The sequence below is a fragment of the Streptomyces sp. NPDC005266 genome (assembly GCF_040607655.1).
Classification (GTDB): domain Bacteria; phylum Actinomycetota; class Actinomycetes; order Streptomycetales; family Streptomycetaceae; genus Streptomyces.
This window is the reverse complement of sequence record NZ_JBEXHC010000023.1, coordinates 62,016-86,636: the sequence shown is the minus strand read 5'-3', so window position 1 is coordinate 86,636 and position 24,621 is coordinate 62,016. Positions and strand designations below refer to the sequence as shown.

Genomic DNA, 24,621 nt, shown 5'->3' with positions numbered 1-24,621 from the left:
TGTGTTCACTTCTGAACCCACGGAGCCTTGCCCATGTCCGCCATCCCGGACCAGCCTTCCCGATCACCCGCCGCCGCGTCCGTCGTCATCGTCGGCGCGGGCCCGCGCGCCACCGGTCTGGTGGAGCGGATCGCCGCCAACGCCCCCGAGCTGTACGGGGACTGCGCTCCGGTCGCCCTGCATCTGGTCGATCCGCATCCGCCCGGCGGCGGCCGCATCTGGCGCCCGGATCAGTCCCCGCTGCTGTGGATGAACTCCATGGCCGAGGACGTCACCATGTTCACCGACGAGTCCGTGGAGCGGGACGGCCCCATCCGTCCCGGCCCCTCCCTCGCCGAATGGGCCGACGGTGTCCGCAGCGGGGCGATCGCCGTCGCGCTGCCGCCCGAACTCCTCGCCGAGGCCCGCGCGTTGACCGGACAGAGCTTCGCCACCAGACGGCTCCAGAGCGCCTACCTGCGGTGGGTCTACGAGCGGTCGGTGGCCGCCCTGCCGCCCGGCATCACCGTCCATGAGCACCGGCGCCGCGCCGTACGCGTCACCGGGCCGCGGGAGGGACGTCAGCAGGTGTGGCTGGAGGGACGGTCCGACCCGCTCACCGCCGACGCCGTCGTACTCGCCCTCGGCCATCTCAACGCCGAGCCCGACCCCGAACAGCGGGCACTCACCGCGTTCGCCGCCGAGCACGGACTCGTCCATCTGCCACCCGAGTTCACCGCCGACAGTGATCTGAGCGGGCTGCTTGCCGGCGAGGCGGTTCTCGTCCGCGGCCTCGGCCTCGCCTTCGTCGATCTGATGGTGCTGCTCACCGAGGGGCGCGGCGGGCGCTACGAGAAGGGGCCGGCCGGTGAGCTGACGTACCGGCCCTCCGGGCTCGAGCCCGTCCTGCACGTCGGCTCGCGGCGTGGCGTCCCGTACCACGCCAAGATCGGCTACTCGCTGAGCGGTGAACGGCCCCCGGTGCCGCGCTTTTTCGGCCCCGCACAGATCGACGGGCTCCTGCTGCGCCCTGAGCCGCTGGACTTCCGGCGCGACATCTGGCCGCTGATCGGCAAAGAGCTCGGGTTCGCCCACTACCACCGGCTGTTCGCCGCCCATCCGGAGCGCACGGAAGCCGACTGGCCGGACTTCGAGGAGAAGTACGCCGCCTGCCCGCCCGGCAGCCCCGAACTGCACGCCCTGGTCGCCGCCGCCGTCCCCGACCCGGCCGACCGGCTCGACCTCGACGCCCTCGACCACCCCCTGGACGGGCTGCGGTTCCCCACCGTCGACGCTCTCCAAGAGGGGTTGCGCGGCTGTATCGAGGCCGATCTGGCGCGCCGCCACGATCCATCGCACAGCCCGGACCTGGCCGTCTTCCTCGCCCTGCTCTCCGTCTACGGACAGCTGATCCGGCTCGGCGACATCGGCGGCTGGTGGCACGGCTTCTTCAGCTATCTCGCCTCGGGGCCGCCCGGACCGCGCCTGGAGCAGCTGCTCGCGCTCTCCCGCGCCGGGGTGGTCCGCTTCCTCGGCGCCGGGATGACCGTGACCGCCGATCCGGCGCGCGGGGTGTTCCGGGCGAGCGGCACCGGCGTGGCCGGAGGATCCGTAGAGGCCCGCGCGCTGGTCGAGGCCCGGCTCCCGGAGCCGACCGTGGACCGTTCCCGCGATCCGCTGCTGCGCGCCCTGCACCACGACGGCGCCGCCGCCACCCCGGCGGGGCTGCTCGCCGTCAGCCCCGACGACGCCCGGATCCTGGACCGGGCCGGCCGGCCGCACCCGCGCCGCTTCGCCCTGGGGCCGCACACCGACGCCCGCGCCTCCGGAGCCTTCGCCCGGCCCCGCACCAACGCGCCCGCGTTCCGGCAGAACGACGCGGCCGCCCGCGCCTTGCTGCGGTGTCTGCGCGAGCTGTCCTGTCGTGCCCCGCTCGCCGTCTGAGCATCCCCGCAAAACCCTCCGCTGGCCTGCTCAAGCCGTGACCCCCCAGCCCGACCGAGGAAGGCCCTGACCATGGCCGTACCGACCGGCACTCTGCACCTGGCCGGCGCCATCGACGGCGCCGGGCAGTACGAGGCGCCGTACTACGTCGAGCTGGCGCGCCTCGCCGAACGCGGCAGGCTCGACTTCGTCACCCTCGACGATTCGCTCGGCCCCCCGGGGGAGGGGCCGGGCAGGCTCGACGCGCTCGCCGTGCTCGCGCGCGTCGCGCCCGCCACCGAGCGGATCGGCCTGGTGCCGACCGTCACCACCACCCACACCGAGCCCTTCCATGTCTCCACGTCCGTGGCCACCCTGGACTGGGTGAGCCGCGGCCGGGCGGGCTGGCGGGCCGAGGTGTCGACGACGGAGGCGGAGGCGCGGCTGGTGGGCCGCCGCCCCGCCGCCCCCGCCGGGGAACTGTGGGCCGAGGCGGGGGAGGTGGCCGATGTCGTCGCCCGGCTGTGGGACAGCTGGGAGGACGACGCCGAGATCCGTGACACGGCCACCGGCCGCTTCATCGACCGCGACAAGCTGCACTACGTCGACTTCGAGGGCGCCCACTTCCGGGTGCGCGGCCCCTCCATCGTGCCCAGGCCCCCACAGGCCCATCCGGTCGTCACGATCGACGCCACCGACTCCGTGACCTGGCCGACCGTGGTCCGCCACGCCGATGTGGCCCTGGCGCGCGCCACCGGGCCGGACGCGGCGGGCCGGATACGGGACGAGCTGCGGCGCCGGGCGGTGGCCCACGGCCGGGACGCCGACGCGCTCACCGTGCTCGCCGCCATCGCCGTGGATCTGGGCGACGGCGAGTACGCGGCCGAACCCGCCCCGGAACAAGACCCGTTGACGGCCGTGGCCGACGGGCCGCCGCTGTACCGCGGGGGGCCGGTCGACCTCGCCGAGCTGATCGCCGGCTGGCACGAGGCACGGGCGGTGGACGGCTTCCACATCACCCCCGTCGTCCCCCGCCATGACCTCGAACGCTTCGTCAACGGCACGGTGGCGCTGCTTCAGCACCGCGGACTGTTCCGCACCTTCTACCCCGGTGCGACGCTCCGCGAGCATCTGGGGCTGCCGCGCCCGGCCAACCGCTACGCCCTCGCCAGGGAGGCCGTCCGATGAGCGAGCCCCGCAAGCAGATCCATCTGGCCGCACACTTCCCCGGCGTCAACAACACCACCGTCTGGCAGGATCCGCGGTCCGGCAGCCAGATCGACTTCTCCTCCTTCGTCCATCTCGCGCACACCGCCGAGCGCGGTCTGTTCGACTTCTTCTTCCTCGCCGAGGGGCTGCGGCTGCGGGAGCACAACGGCCGGATCCACGACCTCGATGTGGTCGGCCGGCCCGAGTCGATCACGGTGCTGAACGCGCTCGCCGCCGTCACCGAGCGGCTGGGGCTGGCCGCGACCGTCAACGCGACCTTCAACGAGCCGTATGAGCTGGCCCGTCGGCTCGCCTCGCTCGACCATCTCAGCGAGGGACGCGCCGCCTGGAACGTCGTCACCTCCTCCGACGCCTTCACCGGCGAGAACTTCCGGCGCGGCGGCTTTCTCGACCGGGCCGACCGCTACACCCGGGCTGCCGAGTTCCTCGCCACCGCACGGGAGCTGTGGGACTCCCCGGCGCCGGACGGAACGCCCCGCCCCATTGCCCACAGCGGTGAACACTTCACCATCGAGGGGCGGTTCGGCGTGCCCCGCTCCCCGCAGGGCCACCCCGTGGTGATCCAGGCCGGAGACTCCGACGAGGGCCGGGAGTTCGCCGCCTCCGCCGCCGACATCATCTTCACCCGGCACGGGACCCTGGAGTCGGGCCGCGCCTTCTACGCGGACGTCAAGCGGCGGCTCGCCCGGTACGGACGGGACCCGGACGAGCTGAAGATCATGCCGGGAGTGACCTATGTCCTCGGCGACACCGCGGCCGAGGCCCAGGAGCGGGCCGCCGAGATCCGGCGCCAGCAGGTCTCCCCGCAAACAGCGCTCCTCACCCTGGAACAGATCTGGGGTGTGGACCTGTCCGGCTACGACCCGGACGGGCCACTCCCGGACGTCGATCCGGACCCCGGCTCCCAGCTCGCCCAGGGCCGGGTGAGCCACGGCGATCCGCAGGCCCTCGCCGCGAAGTGGCGGGCGCTGTCGGAGGAGAAAGGGCTGTCCATCCGGCAGACCGTGATCGAGGCGACCGGCCGTCAGTCCTTCATCGGCACCCCGGAGGCGGTGGCCGGGGAAATGGCCGCGTCTGTCGCCGCCGATGCCGCCGACGGCTTCATCCTCGTCCCGCATCTGACGCCCGGCGGGCTGGACGACTTCGTGGACCGGGTAGTCCCGGTGCTCCAGGAGCGAGGCGTCTTCCGCGCGGCGTACGAGGGCCGGACACTCCGCGACCACCTGGGGCTTTCCCATCCGCGGGGGCAGGGCTGACCGGCGCTGCGGCCGGTCGGGCACCCGGGCGTACGGATTGCCCGGGCCGTGCCGGAACCCGATCGCCCGCGGGCTCGTCCCAAGAGGTACCCGAGGGGATGGGTGCACAGCCCTGGTGGCGGGAAGCCGCCGGGGCCATGCGGCATGTGTCCGATGGGTGTTCCGAATTGTCCTCTTGCGCGGTGCGCTCGCGTCCACGAATACTTCCGGAAGCGCTTGTCAGGGGCACGCCGAATCGGCTTTCCGGCGTGCTCATTGACTGCGCCTCACGGGCCTGCCCACCCAAGCGGACCCCCGATTCCCCGGAGGAAGAGTTGAGGATCAAGCGCAACACCCCCCACAACACGCAGGCGAGACGCATCGCCCTGCTCGCCGCGACCTCCGCGCTGGTGGCCGGAACGGCACTCGCCGCCCCCGCCGCCTACGCCGGAAACGACGCCACCCCCAAGACGTTCAGCGCGGCGGAGGCGAAGGCGGCCACCAACGCCGTCCTCGACGCCGATGTGGCGGGCACCGCCTGGTATGTCGACAAGGCGACCAATGCGCTGGTCGTCACGGCTGACAGCACCGTGTCCAAGAGCGCGATAGCCAAGATCAAGCACGCCGCGGGCGCGAACGCCGACGCCATCGAGGTCAAGCGCACCCCGGGCAAGATCCAGAAGCTGATCTCCGGCGGCGACGCCATCTACGCGAGTAGCTGGCGCTGCTCCCTCGGCTTCAACGTGCGCAACAGCAGTGGGGCGAACTACTTCGTCACCGCCGGTCACTGCACCGACGGTGCGGGCACCTGGTGGAGCAACTCCAGCCACACCTCCACCATCGGCCCGACGGCCGGCTCCAGCTTCCCCACCAATGACTACGGTCTGGTCCGCTACAGCGGCTCGGTCAGCCCCTCCGGCACCGTCGGCAGCCAGGACATCACCCGGGCCGCCAACCCCACCGTGGGCCAGGCGGTCACCCGGCGCGGCTCCACCACCGGCATTCACAGCGGAACGGTCACCGCGCTGAACGCCACGGTCAACTACGGCGGCGGCGACGTCGTCTACGGCATGATCCAGACCACCGTCTGCGCCGAGCCCGGCGACAGCGGCGGCCCCCTCTACTCCGGCTCCACCGCCCTCGGCCTCACCTCCGGCGGCAGTGGTGACTGCACCTCCGGCGGCACCACGTTCTTCCAGCCGGTCGTCGAGGCGCTGAACGCGTACGGCGTGAACGTCTACTGATCCTGTCGTCGCGTCCCTCGACCGAGAACCCCCGCCCGGACGCCGGGCGGGGGTTTTCCACAGCCCTCCCCGCGGATTCACGTCAGGACTATCGTGGAGATCAGTACCCCAAGTGGGGCATCGCTCACGATACGGACGGCAGGTGGCCGTGATGGTCGATGCGCTCGTAACAGTCATCGTGGTACTGGCTTGTATCGGCGCCGTCTGCGCTCTGGCGGCGGCCCGCGTGATCAAGCAGTACGAGCGGGGAGTGGTCTTCCGGCTCGGAAGGCTGCGACAGGATATCCGAGGGCCGGGATTCACCATGATCGCGCCGGTGATCGACCGGCTCACCAAGGTGAACATGCAGATCGTGACGATGCCCGTCCCGTCCCAGGAGGGCATCACCCGGGACAATGTGACGGTGCGGGTCGACGCCGTCGTTTACTTCAAGGTCGTGGATCCGGCCGAGGCCGTCGTGCAGGTCGAGGACTACCGCTTCGCCGTCTCCCAGATGGCCCAGACCTCGCTGCGGTCGATCATCGGAAAGAGCGATCTGGACGATCTGCTCTCCAACCGGGAGAAGCTCAACCAGGGCCTGGAGCTCATGATCGACAGCCCGGCCGTCGGCTGGGGTGTGCATATCGACCGCGTCGAGATCAAGGATGTGTCGCTGCCGGAGACCATGAAGCGGTCGATGGCCCGCCAGGCGGAGGCCGACCGGGAGCGGCGCGCCCGGGTGATCAACGCGGACGCGGAGCTGCAGGCGTCGAAGAAGCTGGCCGAGGCCGCCGCCCAGATGGCCGAGAGCCCCTCGGCCCTCCAGCTGCGGCTGCTGCAGACGGTGATGGCGGTGGCCGCCGAGAAGAACTCCACGCTGGTGCTGCCCATACCCGTGGAGCTGCTGCGCTTCCTGGAGCGGGGACCCTCGGAGGCCGCGGCACGTACGGACGGCGGCGCCCCGGAGCGGGATGTCCCGGAGCGGGACATCCCGGAGCGTGACATCACGGAGCGGGAGGCTCTGACCGAGCGGCCCTCCCGGCCGCCCATGCCCACGATCACCGAGTGCGAGCCGGAGCGGGAGCGGGAGACCCGGGCTCGCTGAACCACACGAGCGGGGCCCGCGCACCGATCGAGGTGCGCGGGCCCCGGCATGTCCGGACACAAACGCGCAGGGTAAATTTCACACCCCTGACGCGAACGCGGTCTTGTGCGGCCCTGGTGCCGCTGGGAATACTCGGCGGCGCAATTTGGCATGGACGCGCCCCCGTCTGGGCAGGCGCGCCCCTGCCATGTACGCCTCCGGGCCAGGCACCCCACTGCCGATGGGCCCAACCCCCCACTGGAGGAAAAGAGTTGAAGCACCGCCGCATATCCAAGCGCCGCATCGCCATCGCCGGAGGCGGCGTGGTGACGCTGGTCGCCGCGACCCTCACCCTGCAGAACGCCAACGCCACCCCCGGTGAGCCGCAGCCCGACGCCCTGACGGTCGGCGCCGCAGGAGAGCTCGCCCACAGCCTCACCTCCGCCCTCAAGGGCGACTCGGCGGGCTCGTACTACGACGCCAAGGCCAAGAAGCTCGTCGTCAACGTGGTGAACGAGGCCGCCGCCGAACAGGTCCGCGACGCCGGCGCCCAGGCCAAGGTGGTCAAGTACACCCTGGCCCAGCTGGGCCAGGCGCGTCAGACGCTGAAGGACAAGGCCACGATTCCCGGCACCTCCTGGTCGGTGGACCCCAGAACCAACAAGGTCGTCGTCACCGCGGACAGCAGCGTCAAGGGGGCCCGGATGGCCACCCTCGGCAAGGTCGCCAAGGGCCTCGGCGACAAGGTCGAGGTGAAGCGCTCGGCCGGGAAGTTCTCCACGTTCCTCGCGGGCGGCGACGCCATCTTCGGCGGCAACGGGCGCTGCTCGCTCGGTTTCAATGTGGTCAAGGGCGGCCAGCCCTACTTCCTGACCGCCGGCCACTGCACCGAGGCGATCAAGAGCTGGTCCGACTCGCAGGGCGGTGCCGAGATCGGGGCCAACGCGGGCAGCTCGTTCCCCGGCAATGACTACGGCCTGGTGAAGTACACCAAGGACACCGCCCACCCGAGCGCGGTGGACCTCTACAACGGCAGCACCCAGGCCATCTCCAAGGCGGGCGACGCCACGGTCGGCCAGAAGGTGCAGCGCAGCGGCTCCACCACCCAGGTGCACGGCGGCGAGGTCACCGGCCTCAACGCGACCGTCAACTACCAGGAGGGCTCGGTCAGCGGGCTGATCCAGACCAACGTCTGCGCCGAGCCCGGCGACAGCGGCGGCGCGCTCTTCGCGGGCGACACGGCGCTGGGTCTGACCTCCGGCGGCAGCGGTGACTGCTCCGCCGGCGGCGAGACGTTCTTCCAGCCGGTGCCGGAGGCGCTGCAGGAGTTCGGCGCCGAGATCGGCTGATCCCGCGGACGGAGCAGGTCGCGGGAACGGGCCACAGAGCAAGCCCCCGGACACCCGTGGCTTAGGTTCTCGTGGTCGTCGCAACACCCCAGTTCAGGGGGTGCGATGGACTTCGAGACCCGCAAGCAGAAGATCCAGAGGCGAAAGAAGCTGCGTCGAGAGCGGGAGGATACTTCCGGCTCATGCGACTGGGCTTGAGCAACGCGGATGCGTGTGAACGTGTAGGCGTCAACCCTCGGACCGGCCGTGAGTGGCGTAACGGCCGGCCCGAGGGCCGCAAGAAGCGGCCCAGGACCGCCGCGCGGCCGGTGCGGGCTCTCGCCGCCGAGCTCAACGGCCGCCCACGCAAAACGCTCGGCTGGGAAACCCCAGCCGAGCGCCTGCATAAACTGCTCGCGGCCTGATCAACACGACCACGTGTTGCGACGACCCCTGGAAAGCGCCTGGACGGTGTCCGGGGGTTTGCGCCTGGACGGTGTCCGGGGGTTTCCCCTTGGCGCGGCCGCTCAGGTTCGGTCCCGCGCGTCGTTCAGCTATGGCTCTTTGTGGTCGTTCAGCCGGTCAGAAGTCGAAGACCACAGTCGAAGTCGCGCTCTTGGCGCAGTTGTTCGCGAAGGTGTGCTCGTACCAGACCTTGCGGCCGTCCCAGATGCCCTCCGCCGTGACGGTGATCGGATGCCACTCCTTGGTGCAGACCCGGCCGGGCTCGGACCTGGTCGTCAGCGCGGAGAACGAGCCGTCCGCGGCGCGCAGTTCGGCGCATGCCTGGGTGGCCGCCGGATGGGTACCCGTGGGTGTGGGCTGACAGCTCAGCGTCACCGCGCGCTGGACCTCGGTCGAGGCCGCGTCGGCGCCCCAGCCGACGGTGAGCACCAACGCGGAGGGCGGGTACAGGCTTCTCGGCTGCGCGGGTGCGGCGTTCGCCGTCCCGCCGATCCCCAGCGCGGCGCTCACGGCCAGAGCGGCACCCAGGCCGATCGCCCCTGTCGTCTTCCGCATTTCGAACACTCCCTTGCTCGTGATTGCAGATACCGGACGGAGTCTTACGCGGTGCGTGTCAGGAACGCACGTCGATCGAGCACTTCCGGTCGCTACAAGTAGCCATTCGGTGGCTTATTGTCGCGTGCGGAAGGTGGAGCGCCGTGGAACGCCGCGTGGCGACTGGGTGCGGGGCGGCCCCGGGGGGCGGGGGAGGGGAGGGGGTGTGCGGTATGTCGGACCGCGTGCTCAGCGCGCTCAGGGCGATGCGGCAGCGCTCGGATGAGGGTGCCACCGCGGCGTATGGGACTCAAGGGACGGACGGGTGGCTCAAGGAGCGGACGGGTGGCGCAAGGGGGAGAACCTGCCAGCGGAAGCCGACCGAGGGGCGGTGTGTCCGAGGGCCGCCGAAGGCGAGCGTCACGCCCAGGCGGTCCTCGTCCCGGCCCGTCGACGCGTGAACGTCTTGTGGGCCCTGATCCGTGACGGAGGTGTCACCAAGGACGGAGGTGTCACCAAGGCGGACTCCCCGTAACGGCGGCGGCTCGACAACGTCATTAGGAGGTGAGGGGGCCGCTCAGGGGGCCGGTCTGCCGCCCCCAGCCGTACCCGCGCTCGGCCCGCAGCCGCACCACCAGCCGCCGGTCGGCCACCATCGCGGCGCGGAACTCCTCCCAGTCCGGATGCTCGCCCTGGATCGCGCGGTAGACCTCGACGAGCTCGTCGGCGGTGGCGTCATGGAGGTCGGCGGCGACCGGCGTCAGCTCGGCCTCGCCCTCGGCCACCAGATAGGAGTAGCGGTCGCCGCTGGTGACATAGAAGCTCGCGCGCGGATCGCGGCGCAGATTACGGGTCTTGGCGCGGTCGTCGGTGACCGAGATCCGGATGAGGCGCGTCGCGGGGTCGTAGGTGAAGGCGACATTGGACAGCTGGGGCCGTCCGTCGCGCTTGAGGGTGACGAGCGCCCCGGTGCGCTGCTCCCGCAGCAGATCGAGCAGGGCGCCGTCGCCGGACTCCATGGACTCGCCGGATCGCTCGGTCATGGTGATCAGAATACGGCGAACGGCTGACATTCCGCGGTGCGACACGCGGAATCTCAAGGTGTTTTGCGTGCTTATGGTGTATATGGGAGCGCGAGGAAAGCCATGACGACCGCCCTCGTACGCTTGTTCGAGAATGGGGTTATGGTGGGGCGTGAGACAAGCAGGGTCGGTCAGGGGGTGTGAGCAGCGGGAGGTGCGGATGCCAGGCTTCACGCATCTGCACACCGCGTCCGGGTTCTCCATGCGGTATGGGGCCGCGCATCCGGAGCGGCTGGCAGAGCGCGCCGCCGAGCGCGGTATGGACGCGATCGCGCTGACCGACCGCGACAGCCTCGCCGGAGCGGTGCGGTTCGCCAGGGCGAGCGCGGCCGCGGGGGTGCGGCCGCTGTTCGGGGTGGACCTCGGCGTACAGGCGCGGCCCCCGGAGCCGGGGCGCACAGCCCGTCGGCGCACGCCGGTGCGCGGCGGGGCGTTCATCGATGAGTCCGCGCCCCGTACGGTCTTCCTCGCCCGCGACGGCGCGGCCGGCTGGGCCGCGCTGTGCGGGCTGGTCTCCGCCGCCCACGCGGGCCTCGCCCACCCCGGGACCTCCCGGGCGAACGGGGACGGCCCGCCTTTGCTGCACTGGTCCGACCTGGAGAGTGAGGCCGGCGCGCTCGCCTCGCTGACCGTGCTCCTCGGCCCCGACTCCGACGTCGGGCGGGCCCTGGCCGCCGGGCGCCCCGACCGGGCCGCGCGGCTGATCGCCCCCTGGCGTGAGCTCTTCGGCGACGCGCTGCGGCTCGAGGCCGTATGGCACGGCCGCGCGGGCACCGGCCCCGGTTCGCTGCGGCTTGCCGCCCGTACCGTCGGCTTCGCCGCCGACCAGGGCATCCGGGCCGTCCTCAGCAACGCCGTCCGCTACGCCGACCCGGGTGAGGGCCCGGTCGCCGACGTCCTGGACTCCGCCCGTCGGCTCGTCCCCATCGACGCGCGCACCCCCGGTGCGCTCGACAGTGGCGAGCGCTGGCTCAAGGGTCCCCGGGAAATGACGGAGATCGCCGAACGGATCGCGGAGGCGGTGGGGGCGCGGCGGGACGCCGCGTACCGGCTGCTGGAGGAGACCCGGCGCACCGCCGCCGCCTGCCTTCTCGACCCCGAGGACCACATCGGCCTCGGCACCGTCCACTTCCCCGAGCCGCGGCTGGTCGGCGCCGGGCGGCGGAGCGCGGAGCGGGTGCTGCGCTCGCGTTGCGCCGCCGCCATGGTGCTGCGGGGGTACGACCGCGACCGGGCGCGCTGGGAGCGGCTCGAGGACGAGCTGCGCACCATCGAACGGCTCGGCTTCGCCTCGTACTTCCTCACCGTCGCGCAGGTCGTCGACGACACCCGTGCGCTCGGCATCCGGGTGACCGCCCGTGGCTCCGGCGCGGGTTCGTTCGTCAACCATCTGCTCGGCATCGCCCACGCCGACCCTGTGGCCAACGGTCTGCTGATGGAGCGTTTCCTGTCGGTGCGGCGGGCCGCGCTGCCCGATATCGACATCGACGTCGAGTCCGCGCGCCGTCTCGACGTCTACCGCGCGATCTTCGACCGCTTCGGGGCGGAGCGGGTCGCGACCGTCTCGATGCCCGAGACCTACCGGGTGCGCCATGCCGTACGGGATGTGGGCGCGGCGCTCGGCATGGACCCGGCCGAGGTGGACCGGCTCGCCAAGTCCTTCCCGCACATCCGCGCCCGCGACGCCCGCGCGGCGCTGGCCGAACTGCCCGAGCTGCGAGGACTACGAGAAGCGACCGCCGAGCAGGAACGTTTCGGCAGGCTCTGGGAGCTGGTCGAGGCGCTCGACGGGCTGCCCCGCGGCATCGCCATGCATCCGTGCGGCGTACTGCTCTCCGACGCCGGGCTGCTGGCCCGTACGCCCATCGTGCCGACCAGTGGCGAGGGCTTCCCCATGTCGCAGTTCGACAAGGACGACGTCGAGGAGCTCGGGCTGCTCAAGCTGGACGTCCTCGGCGTACGGATGCAGTCCGCGATGGCCCACGCGGTCGCGGAGATCCGCCGTGCCACCGGGCGGACCGTGGACATCGACGACCCCGGGCAGGTCCGGCCCGGCGATCCGGCCACCTACGACCTGATCCGCTCCACCGAGACGCTCGGCTGCTTCCAGATCGAATCGCCCGGCCAGCGTGATCTGCTGGGCCGGCTCCAGCCCACCTCCTTCCATGACCTCGTGGTCGACATATCGCTCTTCCGGCCGGGTCCGGTCGCGGCAGACATGGTGCGGCCCTTCATCGACGCCCGGCACGGCCGAAAGCCGGCGCGCTATCCCCATCCGGACCTGGAGGACGCGCTGCGCGAGACGTATGGGGTGGTCGTCTTCCATGAGCAGATCATCAAGATCGTGTCGATCATGACCGGATGTGAACGGGACCTCGCCGACGAGGCGCGCCGCGCGCTGTCCGACCCCGAACGGCAAGGGCGGGTACGGGCCTGGTTCCACGCGGAGGCCGCGAAGCGGGGCTATGCGCCGGAGGTGCTGGAGCGTACCTGGGAGATCGTCGAGGCGTTCGGCTCCTACGGCTTCTGCAAGGCGCACGCCGTGGCCTTCGCGGTCCCGACCTACCAGTCCGCCTGGCTCAAGGCACACCACCCGGCCGCCTTCTACGCCGGGCTGCTCACCCATGACCCCGGGATGTACCCGAAGCGGCTGCTGCTGGCGGACGCGCGGCGGCGTGGAGTGCCGATCCTTCCGCTGGATGTGAACCGGTCGGGCTCCGATTACCGAATCGAACTGGTGTCTGACGGAGAGGGAGGTGGCGAGGACGAGGGGGACATGGGCATCCGGCTGGCGTTGAGCGACGTCCACGGCATCAGCGAGGCCGAGACCGAGCGGATCGCGGGCGGAGCGCCGTACTCCTCGCTCCAGGACCTGTGGCTGCGCGCCCACCCCGGGCGGCCGGTCGCCGAACGGCTGGCCCAAGTCGGCGCGTTGGACGCCTTCGGCACGAGCCGACGCGATCTGCTGCTGCAGATCGCCGAACTGCACCGGCAACACCAGCACGGTGCCCGGCGCGCCGGGGGCGCGGACCAGCTCCCGCTGGCCGAAACCGGCCCACCCGCCCCCGCCGGACTCCCCGACCTCGACGCGGACGAACGCCTCGGCGCCGAGCTCGGCATCCTCGGCATGGACGTCTCCCGCCATCTCATGGGCGACCACCGGGACTTCCTGGAGGAACTGGGCGCGATGTCCGCTAAGCGGTTGCGCACCGCGAGACATGGGGAGACGGTGCTCGTCGCCGGGGCCAAGGCCGCCACCCAGACCCCGCCGATCCGCTCGGGGCGCCGGGTCATCTTCACCACGCTCGACGACGGCACGGGCCTGGTCGACTGCGCCTTCTTCGACGACAGCCACGCCGCGTGCGCGCACACCGTCTTCCACTCCTGGCTGCTGCTCGTCCGCGGCGTGGTCCAACGCCGCGGCCCGCGCAGCCTCAGCGTCGTCGGCTCGGCCGTCTGGAACCTCGCCGAACTGGCCGCGCTCCGGAAGGAGGGCGGCCTGGAGGCGGTCGCGATGGAGCTCGCCGCGGGGGCGGGCGCGGGGGCGGACGAGGACGGTACGTCAGGCGCTGACGCTGCCGGTGCCGAGCCTTCTGGTATCGGCACCGACTCCGGGCGTCGTATCCAGCTGTCCACCGGCTACGCCATGCACCCGTGGGCCGACCTCCAGCCCGCGGGCGACCAGTCCGCCACCGGCCGCAAACTGTGGCACGCGAGCCCAGGGAGCGCGGGATGACCCCCATGGTCGGCCGCGACGCGGCCGCCGGGCCGGAGCCGCGTCCCGTTGCCGGGCTGGAGCCGCGTCCTGTTGCCGGGTCGGAGCCGCGTTCCGTTGCCGGGACCGCCGTGTTCCTCGCCGCCGGGCCGGTGCGGTCCGTGGCGCCGGCGGAGGAGGGCGGTCGTGCCGAAGGCGACGCGGCGCCGCATGTGTTGTACGTGCGCTTCCGTCACGCCGGGGTCGCGGCGCTCGGGGAGGATGTCTACCAGGGGCTGCTCGCGCTGCTCGGGGAGTTGACGCCGGTCGTCGAGGCGCTGCCGCCCGATGCCGCGCTCGCGGATGTGCGGGGGGCGCTGCGGTACTTCGGGCGGGACGCGGCGGGGCTCGCGGAGATCGTGCGGGTCCGGGCGCTGGCCCGGTACGGCGTGGACTGCACGGTCGGCGTCGCCGCCAACCCCATGCTCGCCCGGATGGCGGCTCATGACCGGTCGGCCGAGGCGGTCCGCACCGTTCCGGGCGATCCGGGCGCCGTCGCCGCCTTTCTGGCCCGCAAGCCGCCCACCGCCCTGCCCGGTGTGGGGCCCGCGATCGCGCGCACTCTGTGCTCGTACGGGCTGGACAGCGCGGCGCGGATCGCCGAGGCGCCGCTGTCCACCCTGCAGCGGATCCTCGGTGCGGCGACCGCGCGCCGGGTGCACGCATGGGCCCGCGGTATCGATCCGGCGCCCGTCACCCCGAACGCCCCCGCCCGCGCCATGGGCGCCGAACACCGCTTCCGGCACGACGAGTTGGACCCCGTCCGCAGGCGTCGGGCGCTGCTCACCCTCGCCGACGAGCTCGGCGTCCGGCTGCGGACGGGCGGGCAGGTGGCGGCGGCGGTCAGTCTGACCGTCCGTTACGCCGACCGCTCCACGACCACCCGCAGCCGGACCCTGGCCGAGCCGACCGCGCACACCCCGGTGCTGACCGCCACCGCGTACGCGCTGCATGACGCGCTCGGGCTGCAGCGGGCCCGGGTGCGGTCCGTCTCGCTGCGGGTGGAGGGCCTGGTGGAGGCCGAACTCGCCGCCCATCAGCTGAGCTTCGACCCCGTGGACGACAAGTCACGCCGTCTGGAGGCGGCCGCGGACCGGGCCCGTGCCCGCTTCGGCGTGTCGGCGGTCCGGCCCGCCGGATTCCTGGACGTCGCGTGAAGAGTTCGCGAATGTTCCTTCACCGGCACATGGCTGGATGCTTTTGCTACCCGCGCGTAATTTTCATCTGAGCGCAACATTCTTGTGATCCGGGTCGCAGGGCGCACATCGGCGCAACTCTCTCCCCCACCAGCGAGGAGTTCATGTGATGCTGCCCTGGAGGCGTATCCCCGGAAGCCGTAAGACCCCTCACAACACCCCCCACACCGTCACCCGTCAGGCTCGTAAGCCCCGTACGCCCCGCGGCTTACTGCCGGCCCTGGCCCTGGCGGTTGTGGCGAGCACGGCGACCCCCACCGCCGCACTCGCCACGGACACCGCGTCGCAGACCGTCAGCCGCGGCTGGAACAACTACTCCTGCAAGCCATCGGCCCAGCACCCCCGCCCCGTCGTCCTGGCGCACGGCACCCTCGGCAACTCCGTCGACAACTGGCTCGGCTTCGCGCCCTACCTGGTCGACCGCGGCTACTGCGTCTTCTCCCTCGACTACGGCCAACTGTCCGGCGTGCCGTTCTTCCACGGCCTCGGCCCGATCGACAAGTCGGCCAAGCAGCTGTCCTCCTTCGTCGACCGGGTGCTCGCCGCCACCGGCGCCGCCAAGGTCGATGTGGTCGGCCATTCGCAGGGCGGGATGATGCCCCGCTACTACCTCAAGTTCCTCGGTGGCGCGGCCAAGGTGAACACCCTGGTCGCCCTCGCCCCGTCCAACCACGGCACCACCCTGCTCGGGCTGACGAAGCTGCTGGACTACTTCCCGGTCATCGGCGATCTCATCGCCATGGGCACCCCCGGGCTGATGGACCAGGTGGCCGGCTCGGACTTCATGAAGCGCCTCAACGAGGGCGGCGACACCGTCCCCGGGGTGCACTACACCGTCATCGCGACCAAGTACGACGAGGTCGTCACGCCCTTCCGTTCGCAGTTCCTGTCCGGACCCGACGTCAAGAACGTGGTGCTTCAGGACCTGTGCCCGTCCGATATCTCCGAGCACGTCACCATCGGCCTGACCGACGGACTGGCCTTCCACGAAGCCGTCAACGCCCTCGATCCGGATCACGCCACTCCGACGACCTGTGCCTCGGATGACTGACCCTTGACAGCGCCAGTGCGCGGCCACTAGTGCGACGCACCGGCCGCTAACGCGAGGTACGGCTCCCGAGCGCCCCCACAAAGCGCGTCAGTAGCCGTGCGAACTCCGCCCGGTCCGCCTCCGGCCACCCCTCCATCGCCTCGGCGAACACGGAGCGCCGGAAGCGGTGCACCTCCTGCGTCAGGGCGCGCCCCGCCTCGGTCCGTACGAGCAGGGCGCGCCGCCCGTCCGACTGATCCGCTTCTCTCCGTACCAACCCGGCCTCGACCGCCCCCGCGACGAGCCTGCTCGCCCGCGGCTGATCGACGCCCAGGGCCCCGGCGACACCGGAAACGGTCGCCGGGGCCCCGCTCTGCTCCGCCGCCTCGATGGCGTCGAGCACGTCGAAGGACGCGTTCCCCGCGGCCGGGCGCCCGGCGAGCCGTGCCAGGGACCGTCTGCTCTGGCTGCGGCGAATGGCGACCATGGCCCGCTCGATGGCGTCGATGGGCTGTTCACGGTTGTCGTCCAGGCTGTCGTCCAGGTTGTCGTCCATGGCGCCTCATTGCATAATCACTGACATCTAGTTGTCATCTTACATGCATCATGCGGAGGTAGGGCCATGAAGCCGATCGGATACTGGCTCAAGCATCTCGACACCCTGATCGACGCGGACTTCGAGCGTGCCCTCGCCGACAGCGGCCTCTCGCGCCGCCACTGGCAGATCCTGCACTCCCTGAACGCCGGCCCGAGAAGCACCGGCGAACTCACCGCGGCGCTGCGCCCCTTCTGGGCCGAGGGTGCCATCACCCTGGACGACGCCCTGGAAGCCCTCCGGGCCCGGGGCTGGGTGGTCCCGCGCGGCCGGCGACGGCCCGTACGCCCTCACCCCGCTGGGCGCCGACGGCCACGCCGCCGTGGCCGAACGGATCGGCGTCACCCGGCGACGGCTGATGGACGGCATGACGGACGAGCAGTACACCGAGACCGTGCGGGTGCTGAGCCGCATGGCCGCGAACCTCGAATCCGCGTCCTCCGCGGTGTGAACGACGCGGCCTTCGAGGTCGTCAGCCGTTATGCGGAACGGCACACGCGGTCGGGTTACTCCGAGATGATGTCGACCGCGATGTTGCCCTTCGTCGCCTTCGAGTACGGGCACACGCCGTGGGCCTGCTCGACCAGCTTGCGGCCGGTCTCGTTCTCGAGCTCGCTGGGCAGCTCCACGCGCAGGGTCACCTGGAGGGCGAAGCCGCCGTCCGTCTCGTCCTTGCCGATGCCGACCTCGGCGGTCACCGAGATGTCCTTGGTGTCGACCTTGGCCTCGCGGCCCACGAGGCCGAGGGCGCTGGCGAAGCAGGAGGCGTAGCCCGCGGCGAACAGCTGCTCCGGGTTGGTGCCCTGGCCGTTGCCGCCGAGGGCGGGCGGCATGGCGAGGGCGAGGTCGATCTGGCCGTCGGAGCTCACGGCCCGGCCGTCGCGTCCGTTGGCCGTGGCGATCGCGGTGTAGAGCGCGTCCATGAAGACCATCCCTTTCGGAAGTCCATTAGTCCGGAGTTCATTAGTCCGGAGTCCAAAGTCCGGAGTCCAAATTGGTCCGGTGATCCGGCAATCCGGTGGCGGGCACTCCGTGTGCCTGCCTCCGTACTGGAGTACAGCACACAATTAAGTTGCGCACAACCAAAGTGTACGCTGGAGGCATGTCACACCAGCCCGACCGCACCACCGCCGAGCCCCCCGTGAGCGCCGAACCCCCCGCCCTGCCCGACGACCTGCTCCGGCTCGATCTGCAGGTCTGCTTCGCCCTGCACGCCGCCTCGCGCGCCTTCGGCGGGGTCTACCGGCGGGTGCTGAAGGAGACGGAGCTCACCTATCCGCAGTACCTCGCGATGCTGGTGCTGTGGGAGCACGGGGAGATGCCGGTCAAGCGGCTGGGGGAGTATCTGCGGCTGGACTCGGGGACCCTCTCGCCGCTGCTCAAGCGCATGCAGTCGGCCGGACTCGTGCGACGCGAGCGCAGCGCGCAGGACGAGCGCTCGGTGACGGTCCGGCTGACGGCGGAGGGGGAGGCGCTGCGGGAGAGCGCCCAGGGCGTCCCCCTGCAGGTCATCGAGGCCAGCGGTCTCGACCCGGCGGAGCTGGTGGATCTGCGGTCACGGCTGCAGCGGCTGACGGCCGTGCTCGATGCGGCCCTGGCCGACGAGGAGGGGTGACGGTCAGGCGGAAGGGCGCCGGAGGGTCTGGAAGCCGTACGCCACGGCCGCGAGCGCCAGCGGGATCAGCAGCAGGGCCGCAAGGAGGTCGTTGACTTCCGCAGCATGGTCATCGGGGCCTTCCTTCGTGGATACCCCGGCCTTAAGGCCGGGGGGAAACGAAGCTCCTGCGGAGCAGGGCAAGGAAAGCCGGTTCGCCGCCAGGCCGGACCGGCGTACACCGTCCACCGACCGACACCTGCTACTCACACGGAATCTGATACGGTGTCAGGTGTGACGCAGTAGGTCAAGCGGGCGTTCAAGTACCGCTTTTACCCCACGGACGAGCAGGCAGCCGAGCTGTCTCGCACGTTCGGCTGCGTCCGCCTCGTGTACAACAAGGCGCTGGAGGACCGCACCCGGGCCTGGTACGGCGAGCAGCGCCGGGTCTCCTACGTGCAGTCGTCGGCCGCGCTCACGCAGTGGAAGAAGACCGATGAGCTGGCCTTTCTGACGCAGGTGTCCTCCGTCCCGCTCCAGCAGGCGCTCCGCCATCTTCAGACGGCGTTCGGGAACTTCTTCGCCAAGCGCGCGAAGTACCCGCGCTACAAGAGCCGAAAGAAGTCCCGAGCGTCGGCCGAGTACACCCGCAGCGCCTTCAAATGGCGCGACGGGCGACTGACTTTGGCCAAGATGGCGGAGCCGCTGGACATCCGCTGGTCGCGTCCGCTCCCTGAAGGAGCGGAGCCGATGACGGTGACCGTCTCCCGCGACAGCGCCGGACGCTGGTTCGTCTCGATGCTCGTCGAAGACGCCATCGTCCCCGCCCCCGCCACCGGCGCGGCGATCGGCCTGGACGCCGGGATCACCTCCCTGGTGACCCTGTCCACCGGGGAGAAGATCGCCAACCCCCGGCACGAGCGGCGTGACCGGGCCCGTCTCGCCCGCGTTCAGCGAGAGCTGTCGCGGAAGGCGAAGGGCTCGGCGAACCGGGAGAAGGCCCGGCGCAGGGTCGCCAAGGTCCACGCGCGGATCGCCGAGCGGCGCCGCGACTTCCTGCATAAACTGTCGACTCGGCTCGTCCGTGAGAACCAAACGGTCGTGATCGAGGACCTCACCGTCCGCAACCTGGTCAAGAATCACTCGCTTGCGCGGGCGATCAGTGACGCGTCGTGGACGGAACTCCGCTCCATGCTGGAGTACAAGTGCGCCTGGTACGGGCGTGAACTCGTCGTGATCGGCCGCTGGTTCCCGTCCAGCAAGCTGTGCGGGGCCTGCGGCACGCTCCGCGAGAAGCTGCCGCTGAACGTCCGTGAGTGGACGTGCGACTGCGGCGCCGTGCATGACCGCGACGTGAACGCGGCACGCAACATCCTGGCCGCCGGGCTGGCGGCGTCTGCCTGTGGAGACGGTGTAAGACCTCAACGGGAGTCCTCCCGGACGGGGCGGTCGTCGGTGAAGCAGGAACCCCAGCGGGCGACCGCTGGAATCCCCCGCCTTTAGGCGGGGGAGGAAGTCAACTACCAGCATGTGGCGGGCGATGTGATCACCGAGCTCGACTGACGCCACGTCAGAAGCCTGTTGCCGGGCGCATGGAAGGGGCCGGCTCCGCGGGACGTCGTCGTCAGTCCCCCGGAGCCGGCGGCCCGGTCAGCCGCGGCCGCGCTGGGCGGCCTTGCGACGGTTGCCCACGGCGAACAGCACGGCCACCCCGGCGGCGAGGACCGCGGCGCCGCCCATTGCTATGGGGGCGGTGCTGTCGTCGCCGCCGGTCTGGGCGAGACGTTCACCCCTCTCGGCGCTCGCGCCGGCCCGTGCGGAGGTGTTCGCGGACGCGGCCCCGATGTCCTTGGCCTCGGCGCTCTTCACCTCGGCGCTCTTCACCTCAGCACTCTTGGCCTCCGCCTTCTTCGCCTCGGCGCTCTTCTCGCCCGCGGCCTTCGGGTGACGCGGCTGATGTGTGTTTTCGGTGCCGCTGTCACCGCCGTGGCCGTGGTGATCGACCGTCGACTTGCCGGCCCCCGCGGCGATCTGCGCGTCATCGGGCGCGGCCGCGGTCGGTGCGGAGCCGGCCTTCGTCCCGGCCCCCTTCGATGCCCCCGCACCGCCGAACGTCACGTCCGAGCAGGTGTAGAACGCCTCGGGGCTGTCCGAGCGCTGCCAGACGCTGTAGATCAGATGGCGGCCCGACTTCTTCGGCACCTTCCCCGTGAAGACGTAACTCCCGTCCTTCAGCGTCGGGTCGGTGACCTTCGCGAACGGCTTCGCCTCCAGGTCCGCCCACCTCAGCGGCTTGGTCGGGTCGTAGCCGTCCTTGGTGATGTACAGCTCGAAGCTGCCCCGGTGCGGCGCGGTGGCCCGGTAGGTGAAGGTATGCCCGCCGGCGGTCATCGCCGTGGCCGGCCAGTCGGCACGCGGCAGATCCAGGCCCTTGTACTTGTCGCGGCCCGCGCTGCACAGCTTGCCGTCAGGGATGATCTGCTGGTGACGCCCGGCGGCGTCGGGGATGTTGACCTCGTTCCAGTCGTAGAGGGCCTGTGTGCCGCCTGCCGCGACGGCCGCCTTACAGGCCGCCGAGTCCGGGCTCTCCGGCCCCTCCGCGAAACAGGCCGACACCCGGCTGACCGGGTTCTGCATCGAACCGTGCGCGACAGCGGGGCCCGCGGTCAGCGCGGTGAGGGCGAGCGGCACGGCGCCGACGGCGGCGATCCGGGCTGTTCTGCGAGGAGCGGTCATCGTGGGGGACATCGTGGGGGACTCCTTCAGTGGGGGGTACGCGCAGCACGCTAACCTCGCCCACCGGCCGGAACGCCGGGCTTATGGCGCCGTTAAGGAGCAGCTCAGGCTGTGCTGAGACGGGACCGCGGACCGCTGGCGCGCTGCTGGTTCAGCGTGGGCCTCGACGCCACAGCGTCCTCAGCATCTGCCTGGCCGGACGCACTACAGCGGTGAGGACGACGGCACCAATCGCGGCTGCCGCGGTGGATGCCAGGAAGAGGCGGGGGTGAGTCTTCGACCACGCACCGCTCTGTCGGCTGAGCCATTCCGCCGCCGCGTCCACGGCTTCCTCGGCTACGGACAGCAGTTCGCGATCCCGGTTCACGAGGCGGCCAGCCGCCTTTCCGCCAGGACGTCATCGCCGACCGCCGAGACCACCTTTGACACGACGTTCCCAACGGCGCCGAGCCTGTGGAAGTTGGCATCCGGGCGTGCGCAGTGCTCCAGAGGGGCGTCGTGATGACGCACCGCTCCAAGTTCAGGGCCCACGCCTTTCTTCGGTGATGCGTTCGACAGCACAGGGTGAGAATGATTGCGGAGGGTCGCGGGCGTGGAAGGGTCACACGTATGACCGGAACGAGCCCCTCAAGCGCGCACCCTTCCTCCCGTGCGCACTCCCGTATGTCCGCCGTCGAGCTGATCGAGGCCGTCGTCGACCCCGGCAGCTGGCGCGGGTGGGACGAGCCGGTCGAGATCACCACGGCCGATCCCGCCTACCGCGCCGACCTGGAACGGGCGCGTGAGCGCACCGGGCTCGACGAGTCGGTGATCACCGGGGAGGGGCGCATCGAGGGGCGGAGGGTGGCGCTCGTCGCCTGCGAGTTCCGCTTTCTGGCCGGGTCGATCGGGGTCGCCGCCGGTGAGCGGCTGGTACGGGCCGTGGAGCGGGCCACGGCCGAACGGCTGCCCCTCCTCGCGGCGCCGGCCTCCGGCGGTACCCGGATGCAGGAGGGTACGGTCGCGTTTCTGCAGATGGTGAAGGTGGCCGCGGCGATAACCGACCACAAGGCGGCCGGCCTGCCCTACCTCGTCCATCTGCGCCACCCCACGACCGGCGGCGTCCTCGCCTCCTGGGGCTCTCTCGGCCACGTCACCGCCGCCGAACCGGGCGCCCTCATCGGCTTCATGGGCCCCCGGGTGCACCAGGCCCTCTACGGTGCGGAATTCCCGCCCGGCGTCCAGGTGGCGGAGCACCTGATGCACCACGGCCTGATCGACGCGGTCCTCCCGGCGAGCCGATTGGCGGGGGTGGCGGCGCAGGTGCTGAGGGTACTGTGCGGTGGCGCGGGTGGCGACGGGCCCGCCGTACCGGGGGCCGCCGGGGTCACCGCCCCGCCGGGCACCGGCGAGGCGCCGGGAGGCGGGGGCGCCTCGGCCCGTACCGGCCCGGCGCCGTCCGCCGAGGAGTCCATCCGGGCCTCGCGGCGGCCCGAGCGGCCGGGGGTGCGGGACCTGCTGCGGGTTGCCGCCGAGGACGTGAGCCCGCTCAGTGGTACGGGGGCCGGGGAGCACGATCCCGGGTTGCTGCTCGCGCTCGCCCGGGTCGGGGGCACGCCGTGTGTCGTGCTGGGGCACAACCGGCGCAGCGCCCGGCAGGGCGAGGCGGCCGACGGGCCGGGGGAGGGGCAGCCGCTGGGCCCGGCGGGGTTGCGTACCGCGCGGCGCGGGATGCGTCTCGCCGCCGAGCTGGGGCTGCCGCTGCTCACCGTTATCGACACCGCGGGCGCGGCCCTGAGCCGTGAGGCCGAGGAGGGCGGGCTCGCGGGGGAGATCGCCCGGTGCCTCGCCGACATGGTGACCCTGCCCGCGCCGACCCTCTGTCTGCTGCTCGGGCAGGGCGCGGGAGGCGCCGCGCTCGCGCTGCTGCCGGCCGACCGGGTGGTGGCGGCGCGGCATGCCTGGCTGTCGCCGCTGCCGCCCGAGGGTGCGTCGGCGATCCTCTACCGGACCACGGAGCGGGCGTACGAGGTCGCCGAACGCCAGGGTGTGCGCTCCGCCGATCTGCTCGCCCAGGGCATCGTCGACCGGATCGTGGAGGAGGGTGAGGAGGGTGAGGAGGATGCGGCGGAGGACTTTCTCGGCCGCCTCGGTCGTCTCCTCGGCGCCGAACTCGCCACCCTCCGCGCCCAGGACCAGGAGGAGCGATTGGCCGCCCGCCGCGCTCGCCACCGTCGGATCGGACTGCCGGGTTGACGGCGAATCAGGGCCAAACGGGCGGACCGGCCCACCGAATTAGCGGTCTTAGGCATGCCTAACCTAATCTCGGGCCGTGAACGAGAATGATCTCGACGCGGCGTCACGGCCGTCCTGCGCCCCTGCCCCGCGGCCCCACCGGCTACACCTCCTCGCCCTCAACCCGACCGACTCCGTCACCGAAGGCTTCCTCCCGGCGGCGGCCCGGCTCGGTCTGACGGTTACCCTTCTCACCGATCAGCCCGAGGCCCATGAGCGCGCCCGCGAACGGGCAACGGAGCATGGTGGTCCGGGGCCGTTCCCCGCGCTCGACATCGTCCACTGCGACGTACGGGACTTTCGCGAGGTCATCAGCCGTATCGCCGCCGACCCACGACCCCAGGCGATCTTCACCAACAGCGACCACCTCCAGGTCCAGGCGGCCCTCGCCGCCCAGTACTTACGTCTTCCCGGCAAGGACTGGGCCGCCGCGGTGCGCACCAAGAACAAGGCCGAGCTGCGCCGCGCCCTCGCCGCGGCGGGCGCGGCCGGTGCGGATGGCAACGCGGATGGCGACACCGTCTGGTCCGCCGAGCTCGGCACCGGGGCGGACCCCGCCACCCTCGCCGGGCTCGACGGGTCCTTCCCCTGCGTCGTCAAGCCGCGTGAGGGCGTGGCCAGCGAGGACGTCGTCCTCGTCGCCGACGCGGACGAACTCGTCCAGCGCTGCCATGACATACGCGCCCGGCGGCCCGGCGCCGCGCTGGTGATCGAGGAGTTTCTCGACGGCGAGCTGCGCACCCTCGAAACCCTCGGCGACGGCCGCACCCTCCATGTCCTCGGCGGCTTCCGCACCGAGCTCTCCCCGCCGCCGCACTTCATCGAGGAACGGCTGCATCTGCTCCCCGCCCCGCCTCCGCAGCCCCACACCGACCAGGTGCTGGCCCAACTGCGGGCGCTGGGCGTCGGCTTCGGCGTCTGCCACACCGAGTACGTCGTCCAGGGGGACCGGGCCCGCCTGATCGAGGTCAACTACCGGGCCATCGGCGACCAGTGCGACCTCGTCCTCGCCGAACTCCTCGGCATCCCCCTCTTCGAGCACATCCTCCGTACGCACATGGGCGAGCCGCTGCCGGACGACCTCGGTGCGCGGACCGACGGCAGGGCCCGTATGGAGTACGTCCTCGCCGACCGCGCCGGCCGTCTCGTCTCCGCCCCACCGGCGAGCGTGACCGAGCGCGGAGGCGTACGGCTGGACTACCGGCCGCTGCGCGAGATCGGCGAAGACCACCCGCTCTACCGCACCAACCGTGATTTCCTCGGTGTTCTGCGGGCAACCGGCACCGACCAGGGGCTGATCGACGCGGCCGTGACGGAGTTCCTGGCGAAAGGCCGATGGGAGATCGCGTCTTGAGCGTC

18 protein-coding genes and 1 pseudogene are annotated in these 24,621 nt (G+C 71.5%); 14 read left to right on the top strand and 5 right to left on the bottom strand.

Going from position 1 to position 24,621, the window contains the following annotated elements:
- The first annotated feature begins 33 nt into the window (after window positions 1-33).
- The 6 genes from ABZU99_RS29785 (at window position 34) to ABZU99_RS29760 (ending at window position 8,023) form a co-directional block, all read left to right on the top strand.
- A complete protein-coding gene (locus ABZU99_RS29785) occupies window positions 34-1,923 on the top strand; it encodes an FAD/NAD(P)-binding protein (RefSeq protein WP_356047735.1) in 1,890 nt (629 codons plus the stop codon).
- Between the two features lie 72 nt (window positions 1,924-1,995).
- Window positions 1,996-3,090 (top strand): LLM class flavin-dependent oxidoreductase, encoded by a 1,095-nt coding sequence (locus ABZU99_RS29780; RefSeq protein ID WP_356047733.1) that lies wholly within the window; start codon window positions 1,996-1,998, stop codon window positions 3,088-3,090.
- The gene (locus tag ABZU99_RS29775; protein WP_356047731.1) at window positions 3,087-4,388 is read left to right on the top strand and encodes an NtaA/DmoA family FMN-dependent monooxygenase; all 1,302 of its coding nucleotides are present in this window, start codon (window positions 3,087-3,089) and stop codon (window positions 4,386-4,388) included. The genes ABZU99_RS29780 and ABZU99_RS29775 overlap by 4 nt, the downstream gene beginning before the upstream one ends.
- 314 nt (window positions 4,389-4,702) lie before the next feature.
- Entirely contained in the window at window positions 4,703-5,611 is a 909-nt protein-coding gene (locus ABZU99_RS29770; protein WP_355953237.1) for a S1 family peptidase, read from the top strand.
- Between the two features lie 151 nt (window positions 5,612-5,762).
- Window positions 5,763-6,695 (top strand): slipin family protein, encoded by a 933-nt coding sequence (locus ABZU99_RS29765; RefSeq protein WP_356047729.1) that lies wholly within the window; start codon window positions 5,763-5,765, stop codon window positions 6,693-6,695.
- A gap of 251 nt (window positions 6,696-6,946) precedes the next feature.
- Window positions 6,947-8,023 (top strand): S1 family peptidase, encoded by a 1,077-nt coding sequence (locus ABZU99_RS29760; RefSeq protein ID WP_356047727.1) that lies wholly within the window; start codon window positions 6,947-6,949, stop codon window positions 8,021-8,023.
- 561 nt (window positions 8,024-8,584) lie between these two features.
- On the opposite strand, the gene ABZU99_RS29755 is transcribed toward ABZU99_RS29760, so the two are convergent.
- Entirely contained in the window at window positions 8,585-9,022 is a 438-nt protein-coding gene (locus tag ABZU99_RS29755) for a subtilase-type protease inhibitor (protein WP_356047725.1), read from the bottom strand.
- A 536-nt stretch (window positions 9,023-9,558) separates the two neighbouring features.
- A complete protein-coding gene (locus tag ABZU99_RS29750) occupies window positions 9,559-10,044 on the bottom strand; it encodes a PPOX class F420-dependent oxidoreductase (RefSeq protein WP_355953227.1) in 486 nt (161 codons plus the stop codon).
- Between the two features lie 199 nt (window positions 10,045-10,243).
- Here ABZU99_RS29750 and dnaE point away from each other — a divergent pair, with 199 nt between their 5' ends.
- The 3 genes from dnaE (at window position 10,244) to ABZU99_RS29735 (ending at window position 16,084) form a co-directional block, all read left to right on the top strand.
- Window positions 10,244-13,819 (top strand): DNA polymerase III subunit alpha, encoded by a 3,576-nt coding sequence (gene dnaE, locus ABZU99_RS29745; RefSeq protein WP_356047723.1) that lies wholly within the window; start codon window positions 10,244-10,246, stop codon window positions 13,817-13,819.
- Window positions 13,816-14,994, top strand: a complete 1,179-nt coding sequence (locus ABZU99_RS29740; RefSeq protein ID WP_356047721.1) for a helix-hairpin-helix domain-containing protein — start codon at window positions 13,816-13,818, stop codon at window positions 14,992-14,994. Before dnaE ends, ABZU99_RS29740 begins: the two co-directional genes overlap by 4 nt.
- Before the next feature lie 148 nt (window positions 14,995-15,142).
- Complete coding sequence (locus ABZU99_RS29735; RefSeq protein ID WP_356047719.1) at window positions 15,143-16,084, top strand: alpha/beta fold hydrolase; 942 nt, start codon at window positions 15,143-15,145, stop codon at window positions 16,082-16,084.
- A gap of 46 nt (window positions 16,085-16,130) precedes the next feature.
- On the opposite strand, the gene ABZU99_RS29730 is transcribed toward ABZU99_RS29735, so the two are convergent.
- A complete protein-coding gene (locus ABZU99_RS29730; protein WP_356047717.1) occupies window positions 16,131-16,619 on the bottom strand; it encodes a MarR family winged helix-turn-helix transcriptional regulator in 489 nt (162 codons plus the stop codon).
- 244 nt (window positions 16,620-16,863) lie between these two features.
- On the opposite strand from ABZU99_RS29730, the gene ABZU99_RS29725 reads away from it, so the two are divergent.
- Window positions 16,864-17,109 (top strand): hypothetical protein, encoded by a 246-nt coding sequence (locus ABZU99_RS29725; RefSeq protein WP_356047715.1) that lies wholly within the window; start codon window positions 16,864-16,866, stop codon window positions 17,107-17,109.
- A gap of 55 nt (window positions 17,110-17,164) precedes the next feature.
- Here the strand turns inward: ABZU99_RS29725 and ABZU99_RS29720 are convergent, their stop codons facing one another.
- Window positions 17,165-17,581, bottom strand: a complete 417-nt coding sequence (locus ABZU99_RS29720; protein WP_355953212.1) for an organic hydroperoxide resistance protein — start codon at window positions 17,579-17,581, stop codon at window positions 17,165-17,167.
- A gap of 179 nt (window positions 17,582-17,760) precedes the next feature.
- Between ABZU99_RS29720 and ABZU99_RS29715 the strand changes: the two genes are divergently transcribed.
- Together ABZU99_RS29715 and ABZU99_RS29710 are read left to right on the top strand one after the other, a co-directional pair.
- Entirely contained in the window at window positions 17,761-18,273 is a 513-nt protein-coding gene (locus ABZU99_RS29715; RefSeq protein ID WP_355953210.1) for a MarR family transcriptional regulator, read from the top strand.
- Window positions 18,274-18,546: 273 nt separating this feature from the next.
- Window positions 18,547-19,755, top strand: a pseudogene (locus ABZU99_RS29710) (RNA-guided endonuclease TnpB family protein).
- Between the two features lie 147 nt (window positions 19,756-19,902).
- Here the strand turns inward: ABZU99_RS29710 and ABZU99_RS29705 are convergent.
- Window positions 19,903-21,000, bottom strand: coding sequence for a lytic polysaccharide monooxygenase (locus ABZU99_RS29705; RefSeq protein WP_356047713.1), 1,098 nt, complete (start codon window positions 20,998-21,000; stop codon window positions 19,903-19,905).
- A gap of 651 nt (window positions 21,001-21,651) precedes the next feature.
- Between ABZU99_RS29705 and ABZU99_RS29700 the strand changes: the two genes are divergently transcribed.
- Together ABZU99_RS29700 and ABZU99_RS29695 are read left to right on the top strand one after the other, a co-directional pair.
- Window positions 21,652-23,223 (top strand): carboxyl transferase domain-containing protein, encoded by a 1,572-nt coding sequence (locus ABZU99_RS29700; RefSeq protein WP_356047711.1) that lies wholly within the window; start codon window positions 21,652-21,654, stop codon window positions 23,221-23,223.
- A 76-nt stretch (window positions 23,224-23,299) separates the two neighbouring features.
- Window positions 23,300-24,616, top strand: coding sequence for an ATP-grasp domain-containing protein (locus ABZU99_RS29695; RefSeq protein WP_356047709.1), 1,317 nt, complete (start codon window positions 23,300-23,302; stop codon window positions 24,614-24,616).
- Window positions 24,617-24,621: the final 5 nt, after the last annotated feature.